This window comes from Helicobacter suis (genome assembly GCF_902196125.1).
Lineage (GTDB): Bacteria > Campylobacterota > Campylobacteria > Campylobacterales > Helicobacteraceae > Helicobacter > Helicobacter suis_B.
This window is the reverse complement of record NZ_CABIKG010000004.1, coordinates 56,767-76,812: the sequence shown is the minus strand read 5'-3', so window position 1 is coordinate 76,812 and position 20,046 is coordinate 56,767. Positions and strand designations below refer to the sequence as shown.

Annotated in this window: 17 protein-coding genes; 12 read left to right on the top strand and 5 right to left on the bottom strand. The window is 39.1% G+C overall.

All coding sequences use genetic code 11. The annotated features are described in order from the left end of the window. The first annotated feature begins 10 nt into the window (after window positions 1–10). From G6Q00_RS02290 to G6Q00_RS02275, 5 genes are all read left to right on the top strand, one after another. The gene (locus tag G6Q00_RS02290) at window positions 11–556 is read left to right on the top strand and encodes a 5'-methylthioadenosine/S-adenosylhomocysteine nucleosidase (RefSeq protein WP_163531828.1); all 546 of its coding nucleotides are present in this window, start codon (window positions 11–13) and stop codon (window positions 554–556) included. A gap of 69 nt (window positions 557–625) precedes the next feature. Beyond that, window positions 626–748 (top strand): hypothetical protein, encoded by a 123-nt coding sequence (locus tag G6Q00_RS08710; protein WP_275896759.1) that lies wholly within the window; start codon window positions 626–628, stop codon window positions 746–748. Between the two features lie 225 nt (window positions 749–973). Beyond that, entirely contained in the window at window positions 974–2,089 is a 1,116-nt protein-coding gene (locus G6Q00_RS02285) for a cytochrome-c peroxidase (RefSeq protein WP_163531827.1), read from the top strand. A 51-nt stretch (window positions 2,090–2,140) separates the two neighbouring features. After that, entirely contained in the window at window positions 2,141–2,329 is a 189-nt protein-coding gene (rpmB, locus tag G6Q00_RS02280) for a 50S ribosomal protein L28 (RefSeq protein WP_163531826.1), read from the top strand. 14 nt (window positions 2,330–2,343) lie between these two features. Further along, window positions 2,344–3,483: a potassium channel family protein gene (locus G6Q00_RS02275; protein WP_163531825.1), complete on the top strand. Its 1,140-nt coding sequence runs from the start codon at window positions 2,344–2,346 to the stop codon at window positions 3,481–3,483. Between the two features lie 136 nt (window positions 3,484–3,619). Here G6Q00_RS02275 and G6Q00_RS02270 read toward each other — a convergent pair whose 3' ends face one another. Continuing rightward, window positions 3,620–4,741: a glycosyltransferase family 10 domain-containing protein gene (locus G6Q00_RS02270; protein ID WP_163531824.1), complete on the bottom strand. Its 1,122-nt coding sequence runs from the start codon at window positions 4,739–4,741 to the stop codon at window positions 3,620–3,622. A 320-nt stretch (window positions 4,742–5,061) separates the two neighbouring features. Beyond that, complete coding sequence (locus tag G6Q00_RS02265; RefSeq protein WP_205426458.1) at window positions 5,062–8,892, bottom strand: Eco57I restriction-modification methylase domain-containing protein; 3,831 nt, start codon at window positions 8,890–8,892, stop codon at window positions 5,062–5,064. Between the two features lie 117 nt (window positions 8,893–9,009). On the opposite strand from G6Q00_RS02265, the gene pgi reads away from it, so the two are divergent. Further along, on the top strand, window positions 9,010–10,662 hold the full coding sequence (pgi, locus tag G6Q00_RS02260; protein ID WP_163531823.1) for a glucose-6-phosphate isomerase: 1,653 nt from the start codon (window positions 9,010–9,012) through the stop codon (window positions 10,660–10,662). A 39-nt stretch (window positions 10,663–10,701) separates the two neighbouring features. After that, window positions 10,702–11,754: an SEL1-like repeat protein gene (locus tag G6Q00_RS02255; RefSeq protein ID WP_163531822.1), complete on the top strand. Its 1,053-nt coding sequence runs from the start codon at window positions 10,702–10,704 to the stop codon at window positions 11,752–11,754. Window positions 11,755–11,897: 143 nt separating this feature from the next. Here the strand turns inward: G6Q00_RS02255 and G6Q00_RS02250 are convergent, their stop codons facing one another. Further along, window positions 11,898–14,216 carry a TonB-dependent receptor family protein gene (locus G6Q00_RS02250; protein ID WP_163531821.1) on the bottom strand — a complete coding sequence of 773 codons (2,319 nt, stop codon included), beginning with the start codon at window positions 14,214–14,216 and terminating at the stop codon, window positions 11,898–11,900. Window positions 14,217–14,345: 129 nt separating this feature from the next. On the opposite strand from G6Q00_RS02250, the gene fliW reads away from it, so the two are divergent. Then, a complete protein-coding gene (fliW, locus tag G6Q00_RS02245) occupies window positions 14,346–14,753 on the top strand; it encodes a flagellar assembly protein FliW (RefSeq protein WP_163531820.1) in 408 nt (135 codons plus the stop codon). Between the two features lies 1 nt (window position 14,754). Beyond that, window positions 14,755–15,837, top strand: coding sequence for an undecaprenyldiphospho-muramoylpentapeptide beta-N-acetylglucosaminyltransferase (gene murG, locus G6Q00_RS02240; RefSeq protein ID WP_163531819.1), 1,083 nt, complete (start codon window positions 14,755–14,757; stop codon window positions 15,835–15,837). Here the strand turns inward: murG and G6Q00_RS02235 are convergent. Both G6Q00_RS02235 and G6Q00_RS02230 read right to left on the bottom strand, forming a co-directional pair. Beyond that, window positions 15,820–16,089, bottom strand: a complete 270-nt coding sequence (locus G6Q00_RS02235; protein ID WP_163498959.1) for a competence protein ComB — start codon at window positions 16,087–16,089, stop codon at window positions 15,820–15,822. The genes murG and G6Q00_RS02235 overlap by 18 nt on opposite strands. Beyond that, window positions 16,089–16,355: a TrbC/VirB2 family protein gene (locus tag G6Q00_RS02230; protein ID WP_163498958.1), complete on the bottom strand. Its 267-nt coding sequence runs from the start codon at window positions 16,353–16,355 to the stop codon at window positions 16,089–16,091. Before G6Q00_RS02230 ends, G6Q00_RS02235 begins: the two co-directional genes overlap by 1 nt. A 293-nt stretch (window positions 16,356–16,648) precedes the next feature. Between G6Q00_RS02230 and G6Q00_RS02225 the strand changes: the two genes are divergently transcribed. Genes G6Q00_RS02225 through dnaK form a run of 3 tightly spaced genes read left to right on the top strand, consistent with a single transcriptional unit; the run spans window position 16,649 to window position 19,849 of the window. Next, window positions 16,649–17,434, top strand: coding sequence for an HrcA family transcriptional regulator (locus G6Q00_RS02225; protein ID WP_163531818.1), 786 nt, complete (start codon window positions 16,649–16,651; stop codon window positions 17,432–17,434). After that, window positions 17,431–17,961, top strand: coding sequence for a nucleotide exchange factor GrpE (gene grpE / locus G6Q00_RS02220; protein WP_163498956.1), 531 nt, complete (start codon window positions 17,431–17,433; stop codon window positions 17,959–17,961). The genes G6Q00_RS02225 and grpE overlap by 4 nt, the downstream gene beginning before the upstream one ends. 22 nt (window positions 17,962–17,983) lie before the next feature. Beyond that, on the top strand, window positions 17,984–19,849 hold the full coding sequence (gene dnaK / locus G6Q00_RS02215; protein ID WP_163531817.1) for a molecular chaperone DnaK: 1,866 nt from the start codon (window positions 17,984–17,986) through the stop codon (window positions 19,847–19,849). Window positions 19,850–20,046 lie beyond the last annotated feature (197 nt).

The following is a 20,046-nucleotide window of genomic DNA, read 5'->3' as shown; positions in this document are numbered from 1 at the left end:
AGGATATGTTTTGTTAGTGTGTGCCGGAAGAGATGAAAGTTTTGATTTTGCAAAAAGTATTGGGGTTGGTTTAGTAGAGAGTGCTTTAAATTTGAGTCGTCTTTGTCTACTTGAAAAACCTAATATTTTAATTTTCATTGGTACGGCTGGATCTTATGATTTAAATATGCCTCTACTTAGTTTGTATAAAAGCGTGCGCTCTACTCAGATTGAGCAAAGTTTTACCCTCCAAGATAGCTACACCCCGCTAGAAAATTATTTAGAAATCCAAGAATGGGAGTTTGATACATGGGATTTGCCTAGCGTGGTAGTTAATTCAAGTAATTATATCCACACTAATCCTATTTTTTCAAAACACATGCATGCTGCCGGTATTGCCCTAGAAAACATGGAATTTTTTAGCGTTTTAAGTGTGGCGCGATCTTATGCTATCCCTAGCTTAGGTATTTTTTGCACCACAAACTACACACAAAAGAATGCGCACCAAGAGTTTTTAAAAAACCATAGTCAAGCTAAAACCCGTCTGCAAGAATGGGTACAAACTCATTTACTCTAGGCATAGCAATTTATGCTACTATGCGCCCGGAAATCCTAAGGATTTCTAAATCTATGGAAGGAGAATGCTATGAATATGAATCAAAACAACGGCGGTTGTTGCAACAGCCAAAATAATAACCAACAAAATAGCAACCGCAACAACAATAGCAATAACCAAAATAACAATAGCCGCAACAATAACCAAGACTAGGCTATGTGGTGGCGGATTGTTCCGCCACAGCTAAAGCAAATTTTAAAGAATAAATAATCCTCCAGATCTCTAAATTTATTAAATTCATTTAATTAAATTTATTTAAAAATCCTCTACCAATTTTTAACGCGAGTTGTGTTTTTTCAGATTAGAGTTTTTATCAATTAATGCTAGATTAACACGGCTTAAACTAGAATACTCTTTATCAAAAACTCAAGGATTGTTATGAAAAACTTTTTTGGTCTGCGTTCTGTGTGTGTTATTTTGGCTTTAAGTGGTGTAGTGCATGCCCATGCCCAAAAGAATAATGATTTAGATTTGATTAAAAAAGCCCTAGAAGCTAATTTAGTGCCTATGCCAATGGGTAAAGAACTTGATAAATATTTAACACAAAAGGTAAGAGAATTAGATCCAAGCTATAAGGGGCCTGTTTTGACTAAGGGACAAATTGAGCTAGGCAAAAAGCTTTACCTAGACCCTAGAATCTCCACCTCTTATCTTGTTTCTTGTAACACTTGCCATAATTTAGGCTTAGCAGGGGTGGATAGTGTCTCTAGGGCTGTAGGTGAGGGCTGGAGACCTAACCCTCATTTTTTAAACTCACCCACTGTGTATAATTCTGTCTTTAACTCCGTGCAGTTTTGGGACGGGCGCGTTGCTCATTTAGATCAACAAGCTAAAGGCCCTATTGCTAACCCGGTAGAAATGAATGCTGATTATAAAGTTGTAGAAGCCAAGATTAATTCTATGCCCGGCTATGTCAAGGCCTTTAGACGCGCCTATGGCAACCATGTTAAAATTGATCTTAATTTGATTGTACGCACAATTGCCATGTTTGAGGCGACTTTAAACACCCCTAGCCGTTATGATGATTTTTTACGGGGCAATGTCAAAGCTTTAAGCCACCAAGAAAAAGAGGGCTTGAAAATCTTTATAGATAAGGGTTGTGTAGGGTGTCATAATGGGATTAATTTAGGAGGCACGATGCAACCCTTCCAAGTGGTTGGGCCTTATAAATTTGCTAATATCGGGGATTTTAAAGGCGATAAAAATGGTAAGGTCAAAGTCCCTACTTTGCGTAATATCCTAGAAACCATGCCCTATTTTCATAATGGGCAATACTGGGATATTAAAGATGCGATTAAAGCTATGGGTAAGATCCAACTTGGAATTACAATTAGTGATGTAGAAGCAGAAAAAATCGCCACCTTTTTTGGATCGCTTACTGGTAAAAAACCCACTATTATTTATCCTAACCTACCGGTTATGAGTGCAAGTACGCCTAAACCCAAAGGTGTTCCAGAAGGAGATATGGCGGCTAAAAAAGCGATCACGCACTAGTTTAAGACAAAAAGGGTATAATCGCCGTTTATTTTCAAATAAGGAGAGTAAATGGCAAGAAGATGTGATTTAAGCCATAAGGGTCCTATGGTGGGTAACCGCGTAAGCCATGCTAATAACAAGACAAAAAGGCGCTTATTACCTAATTTGCACACCATTCACATTACCCTAGAGGATGGCACTAAGCAAAAAATTAAAGTTGCCACCTCTACTTTAAGGACTATGCGCAAGAGCTACTAGATTAGGATAGAGAAGTGCTACAAAAACTCAAGGCATTTCTCTCCTCTGTTAAAAAGAAGAAAGTTAAAGCCGACTATAATCTTAACGCTGAGATTTACGAACAGTTTGAGGTCTTCCGCCTCCCTTTAGTACTCATACAGTGCTTTGTGTTGGTGGGGACTTTGGGCTATTTAGCCCTAGAGGATTATAGCCTCATTCAGGCCTTTTTCCAGACCACCTACACTTTTACCTCTACAGGGTTTGGGGCGCTTAATGAAAGCCATTTTGGCACTGTTAGCGTCTTTTTTACCTCAATTGTTATGTTTTGTGGGACGGGGGTGGTAACCTTTAGTGTAGCTGTACTCATTAATGTAATTAATAAGGGCGTATTAGCCCGACTTATTAGGGAAAAGAGAATGATTTATAAAATTGCACGATTAAAAAACCACTATGTTATTTGCTATCACAACGAATACACAATTGAACTAAGCAAGCAATTTAGAAGCGCACAAATTCCCTTTGTGGTGGTGGATAATAAACCTAATTTTGAGGAAGAGGCCATTAAGTATAAATACCCCTACTACATTGCAGGCGACCCCCACACCAATTTAGCCATGCTTAAAACCCATCTAAGTAGTGCTAAGGGGGTTGTGGCTTTTTCAGATACTCTACCTGTTAATATTGCCTTAATTGTGGGGGTCAGACTCTTTGAAAAAGAATTAAAACGCAAGCCTTATTATATCATTGCTAGCGCACACAGCGATGAGGGTTTAGAAAAGCTCAAAAAATTAGGGGCAGATAGTGTGGTCTCGCCGACAAAGTTAATGGCACAAAGGGTAAGCGCGATGGCAATTCGCCCTGATATGGAAAATATTTTAGAAAAATTTATTTATAAAAAAGACACGCTTTTAGATTTAGAAGAGGTGATTGTGCCTAAAGAAAGCTGGTTAGTACAGCGCAAACTTAAAGAAGCACATTTTAGAGAGATCACAAAGGTTTTTATCATCGGGATTATCCAAAAAGATGGGCGTTATATCCCTATGCCTGATGGCGAGGTCATTATTGCAAGCGAATCTAAGCTTTTAATGATTGGTACTTCTGAGGGGGTAGAAAAATCTAAAACCTTTATTCTGCAGCACCAACGGCCTATGGAGATGGATTACATCACTCTATGATTTGTTGGCAAAAACCCTACGCGTTTTTAAGGCAAAGATGTTTTTAAATGCCCATCGTCTTGTTCTCTTGGAGGTGGTGGGTGTAAAATAGTGGCTATCTAGCCCTAACCTTTTAAAAAAGAGCTAGCCATGCGTTTTAATTTATGAATAACTTTCCGGTGAAAAGGAATAGGAGGCGGTGGAGGAGTGAGGGGGGGGGGGGGGGGTAAATTTGTGTGTGATAAACCTCCTTACAATCTATTGCCCTTTGTAAAAAAGCTAGAATTTTAGCAAAGCTTAAGTCTTGGTAGAATTGGGGCTTGCCATCTACACTATTAAGTGGGTTAGCATGTAGCATGTCTAAATAGGCGTTGTCATGGGTATCCAAATAGCGGATAAAATCTAAAGCTTCTGTAAAATCTTTAAAATCATGCACATTGATAAAACTTTTGGGGTTAAAATCTTTAGCAACTGCAGGATTACCCCAATAAATGGGAATGGTATGGGCAAAATAAGCGTCTATGATTTTTTCTGTAGTGTAGCCAAAACCTTTAGTGTTTTCAAAACAAAGATTGAATTTATATTGGCTTAAAAAATCATGTTTATTGCTAACAGGCTTACCAATAGTATTAAACACTTGCCCACCAGAAGCAACAGGGGCATAGGCGTTAAGCTCTTGATAACAAGCATTGCGCATGGGGGCATTAGGGTTAGAAGCTACAAAACTAGCAAAATCTCTTTTGAGCGGATCTGTTTGTTCTCTAATGAGTGCATCTAGGGTGGGGTATGAGTCTTTAAAAGAACAGCTGGAGGGGATATTCTCTTGGTGTGGTAGTCGTACAAAAGGAGAATCAAAAGGAGAATCAAAAGTTTTTATTGCAATATGAGCAAGCCACCACAAATTCATATAATATAAAGGCACGCGCAAATACCGATCACCAAAAGTTAGATCATCAAAACCCATGCCAAAATCATAAATATCAAAGTTAATCCGCATGTGTTCCCCTGTAAAGCCGATACGCTTTTGAGGGAAATTTAAAATAAGCCCTTGCTTGCCATCAAAGTTAGGGATAGTCTCAAAAACAATATCACAAGGCAGAGTACTAGAAAGATTAATATCATAGGCAGAGTCTAAAATATAATAAAAAAAACTTTCTTTAAAACCCTGTAGGTGATCCTCACTCCAAAAATAGCAGATAGCCAAATTAAGGGGTGTTTTTGATTCTGTTTGTGGTAGCCACATTGAATCAAGGTAGGCATCTAAGAGAGGTTGAAACATTTAAAGACCTTTTTTTAAATTTAAACCGACATGGGGCAAATTAACCAACAGAGCGGAGGTTTAATAGCCATGAATTAAAAGCCTGCATTGTAGCATAAAAGGGGAGTTTACCAAAGAGAAACCCCCGCCTAGTTGGGATTTTCTAAGAGAAAGCCACGCCCAAAGAGGAACTACACTCAAGATAATGCTACGCCCAAGAAAACCCCCTAAGAGTAAACCCACCTAAGAGAAAGCCTCAAGAAAAAGCCCTACCTCAAGAAACCCTCCCAAAGAAACCCCCCTAAAGCAAAATTCCCCTCCAAGAGAAGGCTAAGAGAAAATTAAGAGAAAGCTTCGCTTTCTCCCCACAAACTTTTTAAAAGCGCTACAAAGCCCGGTTGTTTTTTGGCTAGTACTTTAAAAGAGTCTAAGAGGTGGAAAAACTGCTCTTGGCTTAGGCCATACACTTCACGGGCGATTAAAATATCAAGCTGTGCGCGTTTGAGATCATAAAGTTTAGAGGTTTTGGGCACATCTAAAGATCGCCCTTCAAATACCCCTTTGAGCGCCTCAAATTCGGCTGCTTTGTCGTTAAAAAGCTGGCATTCTAGCGCGCTTAAAGCAATCTGTAAAAAAGTGGGGTTGTTTTTTATTTCTGTTAGGCTAGGCTGGGGTAGGGGGAGTTCAAGCAAACAGGTTTTAGTGATATTAATTTGTGCACGCAAGCGTATTATAAAATCTAGTACCAAAGAATTTAAAAGCCCTAGTGCAAAGAGTAATTGCAAAGGCTTTATTTCTACTATGCCCTCTTTAGTGTAAACATAGGGGATACTTAAAAACATGCTATGCCCAGCGGTGCAATTCTTAGCAATTAAACTCACAATTAAACTACGCTCATCTGTATCTCTAGCCACCTCTCTATAGCCTAGCCTAAAATACTGGTGTTCAAAGGTAATTGCCCCCATGTAGCCTGCTTTTTTAGCCCTAAAACTCTCTTTACTCTTTAGCCTTTGTTCTAGTCTTGTGCGCTCTACTTTGTAGCGTGGCGTGTTAAAGCGCGCGTTAAACTGGTGGATATATTTGCCCTCTAAGAGGGGAAGCGTAGCTTGCCCAAGAAAACGCTTCGCGTTTTCCTCTTGTATATTTGCGCCCTTTGTATTAGTTTTTATTTGTTTTACGCTCTCTTGCTCAATAAATAAATCTTTATCGCTTGTCATGTTAAGTTCTTGCCTGAAGTTAAGCCACGCCGTACTCAGTTTATTAAATTGCGCCTCACAGTGTTTGGCAATTTCTAAATCTAATGCATTTCTAACCTCTTTAAGCGCTCTTTTCTTTGTATTTAAGAGTTCTTTAACAGGGATTAAAAGGGGTTTTAATTCTTTAATTTGCTCTATATGTTCACAATAAAAAAGGGCTTTGATAGTGGCATTAGCTTTAGGACGCGCATTAGATAATCCAAATAGGGCAAATTTATAACAACTATGCACATCTTCAAAAATCTTTTTGCGATTCTCAAAGCTGTAGAAAAACTCTGGGCTAAATTTTTCTAAAATATGCGATCTAAGCCCTATACTGCCCTCCTCTAACATCAAAGCACTAGGAATAAGAACACAAAGCCTAGCCCCCTTTGCAAGTAAGCCTAATTGGCGCTCAATAAAAAATCTAAAGAGATTGCCATCGCCACTACCTCTACTTAAGGGATAATAAGCTTTGTAATAGGCATTTAGGGTTTGAATGTGTTCTTTTTCTTGTTCAAATTGGGTTTTAATGGGGCGCTTATATAAAAGATTAAGGCGCAACTCCTCTTGCTCTTTAAGGCTGAGCCTGCGGTAATTACTGCGCAAACTTGCAAAAAACTCGCTTTCATCAAATTTTGTTTTCTCCCAAGGGGGGTTGCCCACAATGGCATTAAAACAAATTTGATTATCTTCTACCACTTCAGGAAAGGCAATTTCATAATTAAAAAATCTAAATTCTAAAGCATAGCGCTGAATAAAGCCCTTCACCTCCTCCTCCTCTAAAAGCTTATCTAGTCCTTTATCTTTAAAATTTTTATGTTCTTCCCACCATTGCCTATCTTTATGGTTTTTAGGCAAACCTTGCATGAGTTTATCTGTGTTATAAAAATTTAAGTAGAGATTAAGTTTATCTAAAGTGGGTTTGGCCTTTTTGAAAAGTTCTTTAGAATGCTCTATTTGCTCTTGTGTGGTGTCTTTGATACTAGTTAGGGCTTTAAAATCCTCCTGTAGCTTTTTAAACTCCTCAAAAAAGTTTGGCGCAAACACACTTCCTTGATAGGCGATAGATTTTTTAATCTGACCTGTTTTTTTCAAAAATTCTTTAAATTCCTCTAAAGTACAGCCTAGCAATGCATCGCCACATTTAAGATGGGGTTCTAAAAAGCTTAGCGGCGTGCCAAAAACAAAACTATCTATCCAAAGCGCGAGTTTGGCAAGTTCAATTGCAAAGGGGTTTTTATCTATGCCATAAATTAAGTTTTTAAGCACGAGTCGCTTAATCAAAGCGCTTTCATCAAGCGCAAAATTTGGTACAGAACATTTTTTAATCTGCTCTTCTACAATTTGTTTTTCTTGTTCTAAAAGGGGCTTAATAGAGGGAAATTCCCCGCTTAATGCCCTTTGGCTCACTTGGTGTAAAGCCTCAATTAAAAAAGCCCCCGATCCACAGGCATTATCTAGGATTTTAAAATTTAAGATGTTTGTATCATTAAGTCCGCTTAAAGCAACAGATACAAGTTCTTTAGTGATCTTCTCTGGGGTATAAAAACTCCCGCTTGCTTTACGCGAATTGGCGCTATTTTTTAAATAAAGCTGGCCTTGTGTGTAGCGTTGGGTTCTCTTGGGCTTTTCTTTAATATCTTTAAGATCGTAGCTATCAAAATAGCCCTCATTACTAGTATACACGCAATAATAAAGCTCCTCACTAGCTAGGGCAAATTGGTAAGAAAGTAGCCCCTCATACATGCTACCTAGATGTGAAATACTAAGCATAGAATAACCCCGCTTATAGCGATCATAATAAAAAAGTTTAGTTAGAATGCGCTTTAGTAGGGTGTCATTAATGATTTGACCTCTTGTAAAAAGTGTGTTTTTTGATTCTTCAAAAAGCCCGCCATTAAAAAGCGGCATGGAATAATTAGCATTGCCCGCGTTATAAACCCTAAAAATTTCCTCTAAACGCGCCATTCCTACAAAACTAGCGCTATTTTCCCCCCATTTTTCATCTTCTAACAAAGTGTATAGACTCAGATAATGGGATAGGGCGGGGTGATCTTTAAGGCTGTCTAAAAATCGATCTTCAAAGTAGGCAATAAAAAGTAAGCGGAATAAAAAATACAGGGTGTTTTCATAGATGTTTTTTAAAAGAATCTCTACTTCTTCCTCTTTAGTTTGCTTGGCATAAACAGCATAAAGCGCTGCGCCGATGTCCTCAAAAAGAGAATCCTGCCCATTTGTCCCATAAATTAAACTAGATAAATCCTGCTCAATTTGTACAATATTTTTTGCATTGCACTCTAAAGTCTTTTCTATAGGGCTATCTTTGGGGGCAAAGTTTTGTGCGCTAAAAAGATGATAAAAGTACAAAAAGCTATCTAAATCCTGATTTTGTAAAATCCCCTCTAAATGCACCTCAAAAAAGACTTTATGAGTAGAAAGGGTACTGGTGTTATAAAAGCGCCAGAAACGCCCATTAGTTAAAAAGCCATAATCATGCCTTAAGGCGTTGCAGTAGTGTAAAATCTGGTAGTGGGGGTTGTTTTCTACCTTGCCATTATCTAAGATCACAGAGCAGGCCTTACTCTCTAAAATCACAGCAAAATATTCATTACTCGCCCGTCTTAAATCTTTTTCTAATGCTGTGTACTTGGATAAACACTCTTTAGTAGCAAAAAGTAAAAAGTCCGGTTTTTCTAATTTGCCCTGAATGATCTTTTCCTCTTGGCGTAAAAATTGCCAACCTAAAATTTCAAGTACGGGAGCAATAAAGGCATCTTCAAACTGGTGTTCGTTGCTTTGTGTATTTACATTAAGCGCGCTTATACGATCTAAAGCTTGTTTAGCCTGTGCTCGGCTTTGATCAAAATGATAAAGATCAGGAAATTCTTTATTTAAAGTGTAGGGAGTGAAAAGATTATTTGTAATAAAACGCATGGGGGTCTTTCTTAAAAATAAAGGCATTGTAACAAAAGAGGGGTTAATGTGGGTTGAGAGGTTTAACTTTGTGGTTATAATGGGGGAATTTTTGTTTTAAAAGTTTTAGAGGAGTGTATGAAAACTTTAACACAATTACAGAGCTTTAAGGATTTATTAGAGCATTTTAACAGCATTAAAACTATCCATATGAAAGACATGTTTAAAGCAGATCCAAGCCGTGCCACACGCTATTTTCTTAAAACTGGCTCTATTTATTTAGACTATTCTAAAAATCGTATCAATAACACCACTTTAAAACTTTTAAGAGCTTTAGCCCAAGAATGTGGATTACAAGCTAAAATAGAGGCGATGTTTTCGGGTGCAAAAATCAACACCACAGAGGAGCGCGCTGTTTTGCATACGGCTTTGCGTTATCAAGGAAAAGAACCCATTATGGAGGAGGGGCAAAATGTTCTCCCACAAGTACGCGCCGTACTTAAGCGCATGGAAGCCTTTAGCGATGCGCTGCGTTGTGGGGAGTGGCTTGGCTATACTAATCAAGTGATCACGGATATAGTTAATATTGGCATAGGTGGATCGGATTTGGGGGCTTTAATGGTGTGTAAGGCGCTTAAACACTACGGTAGTCCTCGTTTAAATGTGCATTTTGTTTCTAATGTAGATGGTACGCAAATACAAGGGGTGTTAGATAAGATTTATCCAGAAACCACGCTTTTTATCATTGCCTCTAAGACTTTTTCTACCCAAGAAACTTTAACTAATGCGCTAAGCGCGCGCCAATGGTTTTTAGATCATGCCTTAGATGAATGCCATATTGCTAAGCATTTTGTGGCTGTTTCTACCAATAAAGAGGCGGTACAAGACTTTGGGATTGATACAGAAAACATGTTTTCTTTTTGGAACTGGGTAGGGGGCCGTTATAGTTTATGGTCAGCGGTTGGGCTTTCTATTATGATTTATCTAGGTAAGCAAAATTTTAAGAGTTTATTACAAGGGGCTTATGAAATGGATGAGCATTTTAAAAACGCCCCCTTTGAGCAGAATATGCCGGTTATTTTAGCCCTGCTAGGCATTTGGTATATTAATCTTTTTGATGCGGGTAGCCATTTAATAGCCCCTTATGATCAGTATTTGCGCTATTTCCCCCGTTTTATCCAGCAACTAGATATGGAAAGTAATGGCAAAAGCACCACTTTAGAGGGGCAAATGGTAGATTATGATACCGGGCCTATTATCTGGGGCGATGTGGGTACTAATGCCCAGCACGCATTTTTCCAATTACTCCATCAAGGCACGCATATTAGCCCGATTGATTTTATTGTTTCTTTAAGCAAAGAGGGGCATTTACCAGAACACCATGATATTTTAGTGAGTAATATGTTTGCCCAAGCGCAGGCTTTCATGGAGGGTAAGGAGTATAAACAAGCCTTTGAAGAACTTTTACAAATGGGTTATTCTAAAGAAAGGGCTAGCAAACTTGCCCACCACCGCATTTTTTCGGGGAATCGCCCTAGTAATGTGATTTTATTAGAAACCATTTGTCCTAAGAGTGTGGGGGCTTTAATTGCGCTTTATGAACATAAAATCTTTATACAGGGGGTGATTTGGAATATTAATAGTTTTGATCAATGGGGTGTAGAACTAGGTAAAGAACTCACAAAGGATATTTTAGCAAGATTGCGCCATGAACCCTCTCAAAAGCAACAAGATAGTTCTACAGAACATCTTATTAGTTTATATGTTAAGTTTAATCAAGATAAAAAGTAAAAATGCTTAGTTTCTACCAAATTCTACAAAGGAGAAAAAATGCTAAAAAGTATTTGGTGTGTGGCATTGGTGGGTGTACTTTGCAGTGTGCAGGCTGAAAAAGAGGGCGATGCGTATTTTTCAATTGCTGAAAAAGCTTATCAAAGTAAAGGTTATAAGAAAGCCCTAGAGTATTTTACAAAAGCAGCAAGCGCAGGAGATGTAAATGCTTATAACAGTTTAGGGGTTATGTATGCTAATGGGGAAGGTGTAGCAAAAAATCCACAGAAGGCTCTAGAATATTATAAAAAGGCAGCAAGCATGGGAAGTGCGGAGGCTTATTTCAACTTGGGGGTTGTGTACAATGATGGGGATGGTGTAGCAAAAGATTATCAGAAAGCTTTAGAATATTACAAAAAGGCAGCAGACATGGGAGATGTAAATGCTTATAACAGCTTAGGGGTTATGTATGCTAATGGGGAGGGTGTAGTAAAAGACTATCACAAAGCCATAGAGTATTATAAAAAGGCAGCAAGTATGGGAGATGTAAAAGCTTATTTCAACTTGGGGGTTATGTATAATGATGGAGAAGGCGTAGCAAGAGATTACCGGAAAGCTCTAGGATATTTCAAGAAAGCAGCAAGCACGGGAGATACGAAGGCCTATTTTAACTTGGGGGTTATGTATGATAATGGAGAAGGTGTAGCAAAAGATTATCAGAAAGCTTTAGAATATTTCAGGAAAGCAGCAGACATGGGAGATGCGGATGCTTATAATAACTTAGGAAACTTGTATGAGAATGGAAAGGGTGTAGCAAGAAATTACCACAAAGCCGTAGAATATTACAAAAAAGCAGCAAGTATGGGAGATGCGCGGGGCTATAATAACTTAGGGAGCATGTATTTTATTGGTTGGGGTGTAGCAAAGGACTATTACAAAGCCCTAGAGTGTTTCAAGAAAGCAGCAAGCATGGGAGATGCGGCCAGCTATAATAATTTAGGAAACTTGTATAAGAATGGTGAGGGCGTGCCAAAAGATTTACAGAAAGCTTTAGAATATTATAAGAAAGCCTGTAAGCTAGGATTTAAAGATGCATGCAATAAAACAAAATAGGGCATGCTAAGTTGTGATTTAAAATTTGTTTGGCTAAATAAAAGCCACCCCTCCGGCTACTTTGCTCTAAAAAATTTAATTTAATTGCTTTAATGATTTTTTAGTGGCAATAGCGCCTTTTTTATCCCCTCACTATTTTAATTTTAAAATTGATAACTCAGATATACCGTAACTGAGCGCCCAGGACCAGGTTCTCTACCTGCAGGGCCTGTGCCAAGACCCCTAAAATAATATTTCATGTTAAAGATATTGTTGACCTGTAAACTACCCACAATTTGATGCCGCCCGCTTTGCCAAAGCGTTTGGCTCACTTGGATATTCCATACCCAATACCAAGGCAATAAGCCCACACTGTTACAGCCATACTTCAGACCACCACTTTTAGCAGGGTTGTCAAACTGAAAACAGACGGTTTCTGATCTAGCCTGATTGAGTACCGAGGAGTATGCCCGGCTATAAAAGTAACTGCTAATCCCAATGGTGGTCTTTTTGTAGGTGTATGTCGCGCCAAAAATAAATTGATTAGGGCTTACATAGGGGAGTCTTTTGCCTTTGATGTTAAAGGATTGATTAACAATGCCTTTAAAGTCAGCTAACACATCACCTACGCTAGAGGTGATCACCGCATCAATGTAGGTGTAGGCAACATGGAATTGCAACCCTCTAATAGGGGCATAATACAACTCTAACTCCACGCCCTGACTTCTAGCATTGACTGCATCATTGCTATACCCGCCTGCATAGTAGCGTTGCGCAAAAGTAACAAAATAGTCGGCATTAAAGCTAAGTAGATCCTTGTAAGCATAGCGCGAACCCACCTCAACCTCGTTAAAAATTTGGTTGTAATTAATAGAAAAAAGCCCTATTGTGTTGAATTGTGGCGGGATAAAACTTCTGCGGTAGTTAAAATATAATAACCAACCATTAAGGGGTTTATACCCCACATTCAAGGCCGGACTCCATTCATTTTGATATTGCTTAGTGGTGTTCCATACAGCAAAATCTCCACTTTCAGGTCTCATTCTTTTGTAATTTAAAAAGGTGTAACGCAACCCGGGTGTGAAAATCAACTTGCCCTTAAAAAATTCCATTTTATCGCTAAGATAACCAGCCGTGTAGTTGTTATCCATTTGCAGGTTTTGGCTTGGCTTGGTTACCAAAGCAAAGGGCGACATGCTACATGTATTATTCTGCCACTCACAATTAGACTGCATGGCCTTAAACCACATATTGCTAGTCATAAAGCGCATACCCACTTTAAAAGTTTGTTTGACATGTCCTGTGTTAACCACCACATTGACATTAGGCTCGATGCCATTGATCACATAACGCCTAATGTGATTAGCAATGAAAAACCCATTGTAGTTTTGATCAGTATAAACCGGTAGATTAGGATTGATACTAGGTTCGTTGACACTCAGATAGTTAGAATCTATCTGCATATCCCGGCTAAGATCTTGCCCGTAGTAGGTGAGTGTAAAATCCCCGCCTACTTTGGAAGTGTCGCCAAAAAATGTTTGATAGACTGCACCCCAGCGCATAACTCTACCACCTCTATTGGTATTGGGGCGATCATTTTGGAAGCGGTTTTGATTGTAAGCTTGCTCGCTTAAAGAGCCCGGTTGGGTTATGAAAAACTTATAGTATTGGTAGTAGGCTGTGATTTTATTGTTGTCATTGATTTGGTAGAGCAAATCTAGCAAATAGTTTTGGATTTTAGTGGGGGTATTGTATCTAAAGCCTTGTCCATTGGTCCAGTTAGCCTGAGCTTGCACGCCAATGTATTTATTAATCATGCCCCCACTTCTAACATAGGTGTCATACAAGAGATTATTGCCAAGTGTCTTATCCAAAGGCGTATTTTTATTCGTAGGTCCTGCAATTCCTCCATTCTTAGGACGGCCCCAGATAGTCATTCTTTCAGCCGCCTGATTTTCCCATTTGTAGGGAATGGGTTTGGTGATGATGTTAATCACGCCCCCAACAGGATTGGGGCCATATTGCACGCTCTCCCCTCCTTTGGTAACACTGACACGATCAATTGCTTGGAAGGAAACGGGGAAAATCTCCATAGCAATACTTGCATAGGGCGCAGCATAAACCGGAATGCCATTAACCAAAACAAGTCCAGTATTGCTTGTTCCACTCCCTCCAGCTCCAAAACCTCTAACAGAAAACCTAGGTATGGCCCCAATACCTGTGGTGTTTCTAATATGCACCCCGGGTACATTTTGTAAAGCCTCCTCAAAACTTTGGTTAGCTTGCTGGGTGAGTTGTTTGTGTGAGATCACCGTTTGGCTACCTAAATAGTTTTTCACTTCCTCGCTACGCCAGCTTTTAGGGGCTTCTTCATTCACAGCCGCCCCTGTGGTTTGTACTTTTTGCAAGCTGTGGGTTTTAATAGCCTGTAAACTACTCATAGCCAAGCAACCCCCCGCAAAAAAAACGATACTCTTTTTCATTCTTATAATCCTTCATTGAAATACAAGGGCGGATTATATAAAAACAATTATAAGAATTATATTAAAAATCTAGGGGCTAAAATGGAATGAGTTTTGCTTTAAAAGTCTCATATTTTGTAAAGGAAGTCTATGCTCTACACACTAAAAGCGCCCATTTTAGGATTTGAAAGGATCACGGAGGTAAAACTTACAAAAATTGATGATCTCTTTAGCCGTGTGAGTAGTTTAGATAGCACTATTAGCATGGTTTTAGTCAATCCTTATAAACTGCGCGAGTATAGCTTTAGTATCCCTAAATACATTGAATTACTTTTAGAACTCAACGCGCAATCACAAGTAGAGGTGTATTGTGTGGTGGTGATTCAAAAGAATTTAGAAGACTCTATGGTTAATTTTTTAGCTCCCTTAATCTTTAATCCTGAAAATGGCTATGGCGCTCAAATTGCTCTTTCTATTATGGACTATCCAGATTTTGGTTTTAGAGATACGCTTAAATCTTTTGTACAAACTCAGAACCAATCGCGTTTAAGCTCTTAATATGCTAGCCATTACAGGAGGAGGAACGGGTGGGCATTTATGCATTGCTCGCTCATTAGCTCAGGAATTACAAAGCAGAGGGGAGGATTTAATTTATATTGGTAGCCTTTCTGGGCAAGATAAAGCATGGTTTGATTCTAGTGATTTGTTTAAGCAATGCTTTTTTTTAGACACGATGGGGGTGGTTGATAAAAAAGCTTTTAAAAAAATACAGGCTCTATATAAACAGTTTTGTGGCACAAGAATGGCCAAAAAGATTTTACAAGAACACCAGATTCAAGCACTCATTAGTGTGGGTGGATTTAGTGCTGGTCCTGCAAGCTTTGCAAGTATCTTATCTAAAATTCCTCTTTATATCCACGAGCAAAATGCCATTCAAGGCACGCTTAATAAGATCATCGCCCCCTATGCTAGGTGTGTTTTTAGTAGTTTTAAACATTCTAATCAAAATTCTAAATACATTTATACCCCCTATCCTATCCAACAGGTTTTTTTTGAGCATGCCCGTATCCGTACTAATATCCAAACGATATTATTTTTAGGAGGCTCTCAAGGCGCTAAAGCCATTAATGAATTTGCGCTTTTATGTGCGCGCAAACTACTTAAAAAGGGAATGAAGATTATCCACCAATGTGGGACATCAGAATATGAGCGCATGGCCACGCTTTATAGGGGTTTGGGGATTTTAGATGCAATTGATTTGTTTGCCTTTGATATTGAGTTAGTTAAAAAAATGCAACAAGCAGATATTTGTGTGAGCCGTGCGGGGGCTAGCAGTGTATGGGAACTTTGTGCGAATAATTTGCCCACCCTTTTTGTCCCCTATCCTTTTGCAGCCAAGAATCACCAGTATTACAATGCTTTAGAATTTGAACAAGAAGGATTAGCTAAGATTGTCGCGCAAAAAGATCTCCATCCTAGCCATTTATTTGAATTTATGCGTTTTTTAAAAGCCCCTGCAAAAGAGGGGCTTTATATTTCTGAAGTGAGTAGGAAATTATTTAAAAAGGTGGCTAATAACGGAACGGCTCTGATTGTGGATCAAATTTTAGATCAATTAAAAACCTCAGGCGTAAAAGCTTAAAGCTTTTGTTTTAAGCCTAGAGCGGGCAATTAAAATATCAGCGATGTCTTCATCAAAAAATTCTAGTACACTAAAGAGTAATAAAAAACCCGCATAAAAAAATAGCGTTGCCAAAGTGCCAAGCCATGGCCAACAGATAAAGGGGATAAAAATAGAGACGATCCAAGATTTAGCATTTAGCCAGAGAAACTTTTCTTTAGTAGAAATCTCTTTAAGATTAGGGACAGAAACCACTAATAAGGGATAGTTCATTAAAAAAGTCCCATAAACCACGAGGCTAAAGCAGGGGCTTTAAAAAAAAGCATAATACCTAGCACCACGCCTAAGACCGTGAATAAAATATCTCGCCAGCGATCTAAATTGCGCCACACATAAAAGGCAATGCCAATAAAAATCACCATTAAAATACCCTTAGCCGTATTGCTTTGGAGTTGTTCTTCAATGGCTTGGAAAAAACTATCACTCCCCTCAGCCCGTAAAAGCGCAAAAACAGCGCAAAAAATCCATAAAATCCGCACAAGACCCCCAAATAATTAGGCTAAAAGTTTGATTTTAACTGATTTTCATTTAACACAAGCTAAGGATTTTATGCATGCTAAAAGAGTGTGGCATGTGTTATTTAATACTTGCTACTTATAGAAAGAATTATTAATAAAGTAAGTAATATAAATTGATACAAGCCGTATAAAGTTTACGCTTGAATAGGGGTAAAAAGAGATAAATTTTAGCAATATTTAAAAAAGAATGCTAATTTTTCTAAAATTTATGCTATACTGCACACAGCTTTAAAAATTTCAAAGTAAGGAGACCCATGGGTTCAAAAAAAGAGTGGCTTTTACAAACCTTCATTAAAACCTATTTACATAGCCATGTACCTGTGGGCTCTGAAAGTTTGCGTTTGGTGCTTCAAGATCAAGCCGTGCAGATTTCCTCTGCTACTATCCGCAACTACTTTAAGCGTTTAACAGATGAGGGGGCGCTTAGCCAGAGTCATAGCAGTAGCGGGCGTATCCCAACACTAGAGGCGCTTAAAGCTTACTGGCGTGCTAAGCTTAACCCCCATGTGCCCTTTGAAGTGGATTTAGAAAAGTTGCAAAATGCTAGCGAGCATTACCAGATTTTTAGCATGGTTGAGCGCTATCAAAGGGCGGTTTTATTAGCGGTGTATGATCATAGCCAGCGCTTTTTAATCTTAGATTTTGGAGACGATCAGGTTTTATTAAGCTATAACAAAAAATTAGAGAGATTTTTAAAAGGTTTGGTGGGTTTAGAATGCCAAGATATTCATAAAATTGCCTCTTCGGTGTGCATGGCTAGCTTAGCTAAACAAATAGAAATTTATTTTCAAAAACGGCTTTACTTTGGGCTATGCGTGTTAGCTAAATCTTTGCGCCAGTCGTTATTTTTACAAATTTTTAAGGGGGAGTTATTGCGGCATTTAGAGCATGGATTGCATTTTGAAAAGGTCTTGCCCTTGGGTTTTTTAGGGGTGCTTAGCCCTGCTAAAGCTCAAGGGGAGGACATTAACATGTTCTGTGTGGGGGAAATTGAGCAAGATTTTGAAGGATTTTATGGATCCATTAGGAGAGTGTCATGAATGAAGAGCAAGCAGAGTTACAAGATCAGATAAGCGCTGAGATTATGCCTGAAGAACAAGTACAAGAGGCACAAGAGCAAGAGCCCCAGATAGATTATCAGGCTAAATTTAAAGAGGTACAAGACCTCTATTTGCGCACGCATGCAGATTTTGAGAATGTCAAAAAGCGCTTGGAGAAGGATAAGGCTGTAGCACTAGAGTACGCCTATGAAAAGATCGCTAGCGATCTACTCCCCGTAATAGACACTTTGCATGCAGCCCTAGAGAGTGCTAGAAAGGAGGAAAACAAGGCCATTTCTGACGGGCTAGAGCTCACTTTGCAAAAAATGCATGAAGTGCTGAGTAAGCATGGCATTGAATGTATAGAGTGTGGCGCGGATTTTGATCCACATCTGCACAATGCCATTATGCATGTCCAAGCTGAGCACAAAGAGGAGGGGCAGATTGTGGAGGTCTTCCAGAAAGGCTATAAATATAAAGAGCGCTTGTTGCGCCCTGCGATGGTGAGCATCGCAAAAAATAGTTAAATTCAACATAAAGGATAGAAAAATGGCAAAAGTAATTGGTATTGACTTAGGAACTACAAATTCAGCAATGGCTGTATATGAAGGCAATGAGGCAAAAATCATCGCTAATAAAGAGGGCAAAAATACTACCCCCTCTGTAGTGGCATTTACCGATAAAGGTGAGATTTTAGTAGGTGAGAGTGCTAAACGACAAGCTGTAACTAACCCGGAAAAAACCATTTATTCAGTTAAGCGCATCATGGGCTTGATGAGTAATGAGGATAAGGCACAAGAGGCTAAAAAGCGTTTGCCTTATAAAATCGTGGATCGAAACGGCGCATGTGCGGTAGAAATTGCGGGCAAAGTTTATACACCCCAAGAAATTTCAGCCAAAATTTTACTCAAACTCAAAGAGGACGCGGAGAGCTATTTAGGCGAAGCTGTAAATGAAGCAGTGATCACCGTGCCTGCTTACTTTAATGATAGCCAACGCAAGGCCACTAAAGAGGCCGGCACCATTGCTGGTTTAAATGTTTTGCGCATTATTAACGAGCCTACCTCTGCGGCTTTGGCCTATGGTTTGGATAAAAAAGAGTCTGAAAAAATCATGGTTTATGACCTTGGCGGGGGAACTTTTGATGTAACCGTGCTAGAAACTGGGGATAATGTCGTAGAAGTGCTAGCCACAGGTGGCGATGCGTTTTTAGGCGGTGATGACTTTGATAACCGCATCATTGATTTTATCGCTAAAGAGTTTCAAGGCGAAAATGGCATTGATATTAAAAAAGACATCATGGCCTTACAACGGCTTAAAGAAGCAGCTGAAAATGCCAAAAAAGAATTAAGCTCAGCCCAAGAGAGTGAGATTAATTTGCCCTTTATTACAGCTGATGCAAGTGGACCTAAACACTTGGTTAAAAAAATTAGCCGGGCTAAGTTTGAAAATCTCATTGAAGATCTTATTGAGGAAACCATTTCTAAAATTGATGGGGTGATCAAAGATGCCGGGCTAAGTAGAGGGGATATTGCTGAGGTGGTGATGGTGGGTGGATCAACGCGTATTCCTAAAGTGCAAGAACGGGTAAAAGAATTTATCCATAAGGATCTTAATAAATCAGTTAACCCTGATGAGGTCGTGGCTGTGGGGGCAAGTATCCAAGCTGGCGTACTTAAAGGCGATGTTAAAGATGTGCTTTTACTTGATGTTACACCGCTTAGCTTAGGCATTGAAACCTTAGGCGGGGTGATGAGTAAGATCATTGAAAAAGGTACGACTATTCCAGCTAAAAAAGCGCAGGTTTTCTCTACAGCAGAGGATAACCAACCAGCGGTGTCTATTTTGGTTTTACAAGGCGAGCGCGAATTTGCTAAGGATAATAAATCTTTAGGCAAATTTGATTTAACCGGTATTGCGCCCGCTCCAAGAGGGGTACCCCAAATTGAGGTAACTTTTGATATTGATGCGAATGGAATTTTAACCGTCTCAGCCAAAGATAAAAATACCGGTAAGTCTCAAGAAATTAAGATCACCGGTTCAAGCGGGCTTAGCGATAGTGAAATTGAAAAAATGGTCAAAGATGCGGAGTTACACAAAGAAGAGGATAGCCGCCGTAAAGCTGTAGTGGAGGTTAAAAACCAAGCTGAGAGTTTAGCGCACCAAACCAAAAAAAGCCTAGAAGAGCACAAAGCTAAATTAGAGGCTAGCGAGGTGGAAAAAATAGAGAAAGCTTTAGGCGAATTGGAGGCTAGCCTTAAAGATGAGAATGCGAGTAAGGAGGTTGTTGAAACACGCATGAAAGCCCTTGCTGAAGCTTCACATAAACTCACTGAGGCGATGATGCAAAAAGATCAAGGTGCGCAATCCTCTAAGAAAAAAGAGGACGATGTAATTGATGCGGAGGTGGAATAAGAATTAATGATAGGGGGTTAGGTGGGCAAAGCTTAGCCCCCACAGCTTTAGCGGGTGCTCAGTAGGGCTTTAGCTTTAGCCAAATTCTAAAAGCCTCACTGGCTTATTAAAAGTTTTCTAAAATCTTTAGCCAAATTCTTTAATCACCTTGCAAAAATCCCACTCTTTTAGCGGTGGGATACATAAGTGTGAGACTG